A 7897-nucleotide genomic window follows, 5' to 3' on the forward strand; every position below is an offset into this window, starting at 1 on the left:
TATCTGGTCAGCCCCCTCTCGGACTGAAGCGAAAAGCTTTTTCATAGCAAATAATGTAACTCTGCTTCAATTGAAATCATGGAAAAATTTACAGAAGTATTTTATAAAAGCATCCAAGGAATTATGCCTCGTATCTGGGATGAAACATTCGGGGAAATGGGAGACATTTTATCTGAGATTTATCTTAAATACTTGAATTCTATTTTGGCTTGGAACCACATCATGAGCAGTTCAATCTATCGATAATTTCCCCGAAAGGGGTTTTGTTCCATTTGGCTTACAAGTTGAACTATCTCTTTTTGTTCATTTTCAAAATCTTGATGTTTCATTTCTGTTTCATCGTTGATAATTTTTATTTTTTCTCAATTGCTGCTTATTTTTTGTTGTTATATTTAGGATTGAATTTTTTTATTGCGAGTTCCTCTGCTTGGATGATAATTTGCTTCTCCTCACTCTCTAGTGCAGCAAAAGCTAGGTCAAAATTATCCTTAATGAAAGGAACGAATTCTCCAATTATTAAGTTCAGGATGGTGTTTAGAAAGTAATATTCTAAAAGCGCTCTTTTGGACTCGTTTTCCAGTTTTTTTGTCGGTTTTCAAATATTTTTCATTTAGATGTTGTTTAACTATTCGTTGGTATAATCCTTCTTTTCCTATTGCTCTTCCGATGTAAATTACTTCATTAGAGCGTTTATCAAACCAAGCGTAGATGCCCTTCTTTTTCGGAATAATATTTCTTGCATCTTCTTTCTGCAAATCATGATATTTTGTTTTCGCAAGTTTTTCAACAAGTTGGCTCAATATTTTCACCTCAAGTGGTTTATGCTATTTCGTCGGGAATTACTAGGAATTCTCCATTGCTTATTACTAGCAACTTGTCGGGATTTAGTTTTTGCTATTGTTCTCTGCTTAGTTCTATTATTGTTGTTAATAGGATTGCTCCGCCATATTCTTTCCGTCTTCTTATGTAGATTGGCCTAGTGGCATAATGGTGAGAGACGTATCATAGTAGACCGCATACTTCCAACTACTCAGACATATAAGAGTGCGTATCATAAAGTGATGATGTGGAAATCTCTAAAGAAAAGGCGGAAGTAGTAGGAAAGATTTGTGCCGCATCTGGGGTAATACATACCGCTTCTCCACCGTATCTCCCTTGAAGAGTTTGGAGCGGGTCTCCTCGCTTGGAATAATATTTAAAACATTCATAAAGGAACACTAAAAGGCCAGCCACAAAAATCTTATTTAGGGGCGATGCATTAATTTGAGCACAAGAATTTCTTAAGGAAGGAGGGATAGAGTTAATGAGTGAATTTCCTTCTGAATTTGACAAGTTAGATGCAGCTTCAGTATTTAAGAAGGTAGGTAAGCAATTGTCTTCAGATAAAAGCCGATCTTTATGGATAAAAATTCATAGTGAATTGCAAAGTGGAGGTATTCCTCATGTTAAGAGCCATCTTGAGAGTAACCTTAAGCAAAAGGCTGAAAATGTTCGCGAAGCTCTAAAAAGCTTCAAAGAGGAAGAGAAAGAATGAAGTTTGTAATTAATTCTATAACGATAGAGGGATTTAAGGGTTTTACTTATCGGAAGAAAATTCAAGTTTCAGGAAAACATCTATTCATCTTCGGTCCTAATGGGTTTGGTAAATCGAGTATTATAGAAGCTTTAAGATGGTGCCTGTTTGGTTTAACAGGACGACCCGAGGAAATAGTGCGCAATCAATTCTATGGGACCGGAGATTGTTATGTTGAAGTAGAGCTTGCGGAGCTAAATGGAGGCTCATGGAAAGTTCAAAGGAAGTTTTCTCTAGGAAGTGGGCAGTCCCGACAAACTATTCTGGATCCTCAAGGGAAAGAAAGGACGCGGAGTGAGGTTTTTCCTTTCCTAACTTCTCTTGGCCCTAAGGAAGGAACTTACATTGTCTTTGGAGGACCGTCTCAATTTCCGTCCCGAGCACGTCCTTTGGAAAGTATCGAAATTTCAGATTTTAGCAAAACTATTTATACATACCTAAGATTGGAGGATGTACCTAACCTAATCGAAAAACTTAGCAACGTAATAAAGGATCAAAAAGTAGAAGAGGAGCGGTTAGCTAAAGCCATTGATGAAGAAAAAAGAAGAGTTACTGAAGAATTGGAAGAAATTGAGAGACGATTATCCTCGATACTTCGTGATCCACCTTGGAGCGATCCTGAACCACCAACAAGTTCTCAAACAAAAGATAAAATAAAAGAGTTGTTAAATCAGTTAGGGAAGCTTAGGGATAAAGAATCACCAAAGGATTTAAACGAGGCACAATTGCTTGATTTAGCTCAGAGTTGGGTACAAGATTTGACGGCCCCTAAAGAAGACGAATTAAATAAAAATATTTCAAAAATAAGAGAAAAAGAAAGCAATATCAGGGGTCTTAAAGTTAAATTAGTGGAGAAAAAACAGGCAATCGAAGGGATAAAAAGACAAATTACGGAAATAGAGAGTAGATGTCAAGTGCTTTTAGGTAATAACGATATTAATAAACTTCGAAAGGAACTAGAGAACCTTAATGAAAAAATTACATACACAGATCTTCTAACAGATATTCGCAAAAAAGCGATATCTTATCTAGAAAACCATGATGTTCAAGTTTGCTTTATTTGTTCAGCTAAAGTTACTAGAGAAAAACTAAAAGGTAATATTGTCCAACAACTTGAACAAGTTGAACCTAACAAACTGGCAATCACGGAACGCCGTGATGAACTTGAAATTTTACTCAAAGAAGTTACACAATTAGACGTGGAACTTGAGAGGTTAAAACAGAGCCTTCAGCAATATCAAAAGGAGTGTAATGAAATTGAAACATTACTTTGCAGTATTTTGAATTTGAAAAGTGTAGATCTCACGCTAGAGAAAATAGAGTCTTTTATTAACAGCTTAGATACACAAGTAACAGATATAGAACAAACACTAAAGGTAAAGCAAGAATATCGTCGAAGTTGGGAACGTAAAATAGAGCGATTAAGAGAAGAAAGACGCTATCAAGGATACCGTAATAATAAAGAAAAATTGGAAACACTTTTAGAAATAGGTTTAAAACCAGTACAAGACAGTTTTAATGATTTGGTAGAATTTAGAGAAAGTTTAGAGGAAATAAGAAAAGTTTTGATTTCTGAGCTAAAAGAAGTGATAAAGAGTGTTCTTCCTTTTATCAACGAAATGATGTCTGAAGTTTATGGGCATCTTACTAACCAAGCTTCCTTTGACCAAATTCAAATTAAGCTTGAGGAACAAGACAGAGGCTTTTCCCCTAAACTTTTGGTGCAAGTAGCTTCAAAGGATGAAACAGACCTCCCTCCTTTTGATCCAGAACGGGTTCTTAATGGGCAGGCATTAAGCGCTCTCCGACTAGTACCGTATTTTGTGTTTTCCAGATTTCAGAGAGATACTTGGGGGACTCGATTTACTTTTACTTGATGATCCAACCCAAAGTTTCGATGTACAACGTATTGAACTCCTATTAGAAGAATTAGGCACGGCAGCCAACCACGCTCAGTTAATCATAGCCACCCACGAAGAAGATCGATTTACCCCACTTATATCCAAATTTTTCAAAGAAAACCAAATAGCAATTATACATTTTTCTGGATTTGATAGAAAAAGGGGACCACATATTGAAATGGGATGAATATTATAAAATGCATACAATTTTACATAATCTACGTGAGGATATAAGTGATGGCGACTTCGGTTTCCGAATTCAAGGTCTACTTGCTCATACTCTAATACGATTAGGATTTAAAATCTTGGAAATAAAACCGCAGGGACATCCAGACATCATAGGAGAGATAGAAAACCTACGATTCAAGTTGGAGGTTGAAGTAGCATTAGGAAGAGCAAGTAAACGTATTATCAATAAGGAAGACATCGATGCAATTAAACCTCAAAACATAAATGAGAAAGGTTACTTTGCTATTTTAGATTGTGGATTGCCACCTGAGTGGATCCTTATAGATTATAAACACTTGAAATGGCGTATTTCAGAATCATTATTCATAATAGTTTTGAAGAGTCTTAGTGATAGAGAATTATCTAAAAGATGCACCACTCAATTTTTTCACCTAATTCTATCAAATGCAGAACGACTCCCCCAGTTTACTTTTTCTATTTTACGAATTAAAGCATTGGAGGGCGAGGGATTATAGATAATTTATTAAATTAGATTACGGCATGCTTGAAGAACTGCGGCAAGTAAAAGAGAAACTGGATTTCGCCGAGCTCTACAACGGGTTAAAACCGGAATTACCCGAGCAGTTGAAACTTGAAATTGATAAACTCCATTGAGAGATTTTACACAGGCGACTATGTATCTACTTTAGTAAGTGCATAAAGAGTTTCCGAAATAATTACCCGCGGGCTTTTCAAATATTTATACGGCGAAAGCGAAGCTGAAAAAGTCCTCAAACACGAGGATAGATTAAAAAGAATGCGGAACGACGAACATCTTGAGAAGCATAAATATCTAGGTCTAACTATCATCGCCTCCTTCTTTTCAATAATACTATGGTATAGGAACAAAATGGCAGCACACACGGAAATGCCCCCAACCATAGAAGCTGCAAGAATCTCGTCAACATCTCCTCCAATCAGTAAAGGAACTTAAAAGGCTAAATCTAATAAACAAAATCACATTATAAACATCTTAATATACTAAGTGTAAAAAAAGACTTGGTTACAACTCTGATTGAAACTTCTTCAAAGTGAATGTGATGGAATTCCGCCCAAAGCAACAACTGCGAGAATATCAGAGGGATGCATTGAAATACGGTTTAAATAGAGATAATTCTGTTTGTGTTTTGCCCACGGGAACTGGAAAGACGCTTGTGGGTCTAGCTTGGTGCTGTACTCTTCTAAATCAGAAGAAAGCAAGGAGAATTCTGGTTATTGAGCCAACAAGATATTTGGTAGAGCAGGTGTTCAGAGACTATCTTAAGAATTCTAATTTTAATGAAGACCAAGTGGGTATGATTTATGGGATAGTTAGTAGAGAGGAAAGAGTTGGGGAGTGGTCTAATGGTTTAATTGTCGTTTCTACTTCTCAAACCGCATTTAATGATTTGGATTTTTTGGATTTTGACGCGGTGATTGTCGATGAATGTCATCACACAGTTGGTCAGCACGCCTTTGCTAAACTCATGGATGCGTATCCGTTTAGATATAAGCTTGGTCTCAGTGCAACGATTCCAGAAGAAAGAGAGCAGGAAATAGAGAGACGTATTGGGAAAATTAGGAGGTGGCCTTGGAAGGAACTGAAGGAGAAGTATCCGGACACTATACCTGATTGGATTGGTGAAGTTTACGATTCTGAACTTGGTGGGGATGAGATTCATCTTTTGAAGATGTTTGAGGAGAGGAGATCAGCTCTTGGAAAATTTTCTGGTTTAGTGGGTATGGGTGTGAGGATGTTTGTTCGGGACGGTGCCCTTGCATTAAATGAAACATTGAGAAAGGGTACTATGATGTCGGAAATAATTGGCAGTGAAATACGCGAGTACTCAAAGTCGCTGAGAGAGCTGCATAAAATAGATCAGGCTAGGGCGGTTTTGAGGGATCACGATTTCGAAAAGGCGATACTTTTTGTGGATAGGAGATGCGTTGCCGAAAAATTAGTTGAATATTTTAAAGAATATAACCCTGTCCTGCTACTCGGTAAATTAAGATCTAGCCATGAAGAGCAGAGGAAGGCTGTGGAAAAGGCTATGGATGAAGATGTGAAGCTCATTATTGCTACGTCTGCGGGTGAGGAGGGTATAGACCTGCCGGAAGCCGATTTGCTCATTGTCTGGTCGAATGTTGCCAGTCCACTCAGATTTATCCAGAGGCATGGTAGGATAATGCGTCCCTCCGAGAAACTAAAAATAGCTACGTATATTGCTACGCCCGGAACTAAGGAAGTGTATTCTCCTGATTATGATTCTTTACTGGATGGTTTGATAGCTGCGAGGGAAGCTGGTTTAGATATAGAGGGCATTGACAAAGAGTTGATAAAATCTAGAAGCTACAAGCAGAGAGTGAGAGCACTGGTTAAAGATGAGCCTCTAAGGTACGATGAGATTGCAGCCCGCCTAAAACAGAGCGAAAGCAAAGTAAACAAATGGCTTTCAACAAGCGTTAAAGAAGAAAATGAAGAATACCGGTTATTCTACTTCTATGAATTCCCGGTAGAGGAATTTAGGTCAAGTGTGTTAGGAGGAATAAAATACTTGGAGAAGGAAGGATATGGAGATCTGCTCAGTAAAAGAGCGACAGTTAACTTCCTCTCAAATCTATTTAAATTGGTTAAAAATAATAGGTTTTACGCCAGTGTTTTGTATGCTGAAATTGTGGAAGAGGAGTACGAAAAATTCTTTTTGTCAATAGAATCGTTTAATGGCTTCCTCAATTGCACAGTAAGCGAAAAACCGGCTGGCGAAACATTGGCTAGTGCATGGATTATTGGAGCAGAGAAAAAAGAATATTTATTGCAATCGGGTATTACATTGCGAACTTATAGTAATCTAATGACCTTTTTGAATGATGCTTTAATTTATATTGGTCAACCGCTTTATCTGAAGTTTTTCGAAAGAGGGAAAAATTGCTTTGTACCACCCTTTACATATCACGGCATTTTTACTGAAAAGACACTTGAGTTAACTATGAAAAATGCTTTTTACATAGCGAATACGTTTAGGACACAAATTAATGAGTTGAAAAAACTGATTTTTGATTAACTTAGCCAATTTAATTTTAAATTCTTCACCCACTGGATTACCACCTATCAATGATATACATAGTATTTTCATCATCGTCGTCTACAACAATTTCGTATTTACCTACTATAGTATTTCGATAAATTTTTGTCTTTTTGAGGTATATGAAAAAAAGGGATTATTTCGGCTCCTTTTCGGTAAATAAGCCTTAAAATGGTAAATTATCTAATTGTTTTTCCGACATAAATTATTAGAAATACTATATATGGAGCCAGAAAAAATCTTCAAGCAACAGTTTGCAAAAGGATTTTAGGACGGAACCCTTAAAGGAGTTTGAATAAATAGATATGATAAACAATAAAGACAAAACAACACCAAAAAGTGAAGCGTGTGTATTGAAATGGGTGAAATCGTCATCAAAATAAAAATACCAGAGGGATTTGAAGAATTGAAGGAAAAAATCGAGAACCTCGTCAACAGAGAGGCCGAAGAGGTTATAAAAAAGCTTGCAGTCCTCAAAAGTGCAAAGGGCTGTTTGAAAACTGAGAAATCCTGGCAGGAACTTGAGGCTGAGCTCTATGAAGATGCTCATCGATAGCAACGTCTTTGTTGAGTATTCAAAAGGAAATCCTAAAGCTGTTAAAATAATTAATGGAGAACGTGCTCGGAGCCGATGAATTATACATAAACGATGTTGTTTATTCCGAAGCAGCTTATATCTTCATTAAGGACGGATTCTGGAAAGAGCTACTTTGAACTGAAAAAGGAGAACAAAGCACTAAAAAACGTATACTTCCCGTTTACGGCAAGAAGCTAGATTTCCAAATTCAGCCACCAAGATAATTCAATATGTGATTACTTCTAATCCCTCTATTTCGCGGAAGTGCCTTTTATCTCGAGTTATTATTTTTCTCTCGCCAAATGACAAGAGTATCGAAGCAATTAGGATGTCTCTATCCCTCGCCATTCTCCCTTTGCTTTTTTAGCTCAGCGTAGATTTTGCCGTAATATTTTGCACTCTCAATCCTCATGTCTAAGACTATCAGAAGATCTTTCAATTCCTCAATTTCTACGATTTTCACATCGGTTTCGGGATGTAGGAAAGCTCCCCTATAAAGTTCCGCCATATTTATGACGGTGGTTGCGATACGTTCCCCCGTTTCACCCAGCTTTCC

At 37.1% G+C, this 7897-nt stretch carries 8 protein-coding genes; 6 read left to right on the plus strand and 2 right to left on the minus strand.

What is annotated here, in order from left to right; genetic code table 11:
* Positions 1-488: 488 nt before the first annotated feature.
* Positions 489-800, minus strand: a complete 312-nt coding sequence (locus tag ACUVXA_RS13035) for a hypothetical protein (RefSeq protein ID WP_445871707.1) — start codon at positions 798-800, stop codon at positions 489-491.
* Positions 801-1303: 503 nt separating this feature from the next.
* On the opposite strand from ACUVXA_RS13035, the gene ACUVXA_RS13040 reads away from it, so the two are divergent.
* The 6 genes from ACUVXA_RS13040 to ACUVXA_RS13065 all read left to right on the plus strand — a co-directional run bounded on the left by ACUVXA_RS13040 (position 1304) and on the right by ACUVXA_RS13065 (position 7320).
* Positions 1304-1534: a hypothetical protein gene (locus ACUVXA_RS13040; protein WP_445871708.1), complete on the plus strand. Its 231-nt coding sequence runs from the start codon at positions 1304-1306 to the stop codon at positions 1532-1534.
* Complete coding sequence (locus ACUVXA_RS13045; RefSeq protein WP_445871709.1) at positions 1531-3450, plus strand: AAA family ATPase; 1920 nt, start codon at positions 1531-1533, stop codon at positions 3448-3450. Before ACUVXA_RS13040 ends, ACUVXA_RS13045 begins: the two co-directional genes overlap by 4 nt.
* 197 nt (positions 3451-3647) lie before the next feature.
* The gene (locus ACUVXA_RS13050; protein WP_445871710.1) at positions 3648-4178 is read left to right on the plus strand and encodes a hypothetical protein; all 531 of its coding nucleotides are present in this window, start codon (positions 3648-3650) and stop codon (positions 4176-4178) included.
* A gap of 281 nt (positions 4179-4459) precedes the next feature.
* Positions 4460-4636, plus strand: a complete 177-nt coding sequence (locus tag ACUVXA_RS13055; RefSeq protein ID WP_445871711.1) for a hypothetical protein — start codon at positions 4460-4462, stop codon at positions 4634-4636.
* A gap of 106 nt (positions 4637-4742) precedes the next feature.
* The gene (locus tag ACUVXA_RS13060; protein WP_445871712.1) at positions 4743-6743 is read left to right on the plus strand and encodes a DEAD/DEAH box helicase family protein; all 2001 of its coding nucleotides are present in this window, start codon (positions 4743-4745) and stop codon (positions 6741-6743) included.
* A 379-nt stretch (positions 6744-7122) separates the two neighbouring features.
* Positions 7123-7320, plus strand: a complete 198-nt coding sequence (locus ACUVXA_RS13065) for a hypothetical protein (protein ID WP_445871713.1) — start codon at positions 7123-7125, stop codon at positions 7318-7320.
* Positions 7321-7675: 355 nt separating this feature from the next.
* Here ACUVXA_RS13065 and ACUVXA_RS13070 read toward each other — a convergent pair.
* Positions 7676-7897 (minus strand): type II toxin-antitoxin system VapC family toxin (locus tag ACUVXA_RS13070; RefSeq protein ID WP_445871714.1); only part of this gene is annotated, 222 nt, incomplete at its 5' end.

Source organism: Candidatus Jordarchaeum sp. (genome assembly GCF_052745115.1).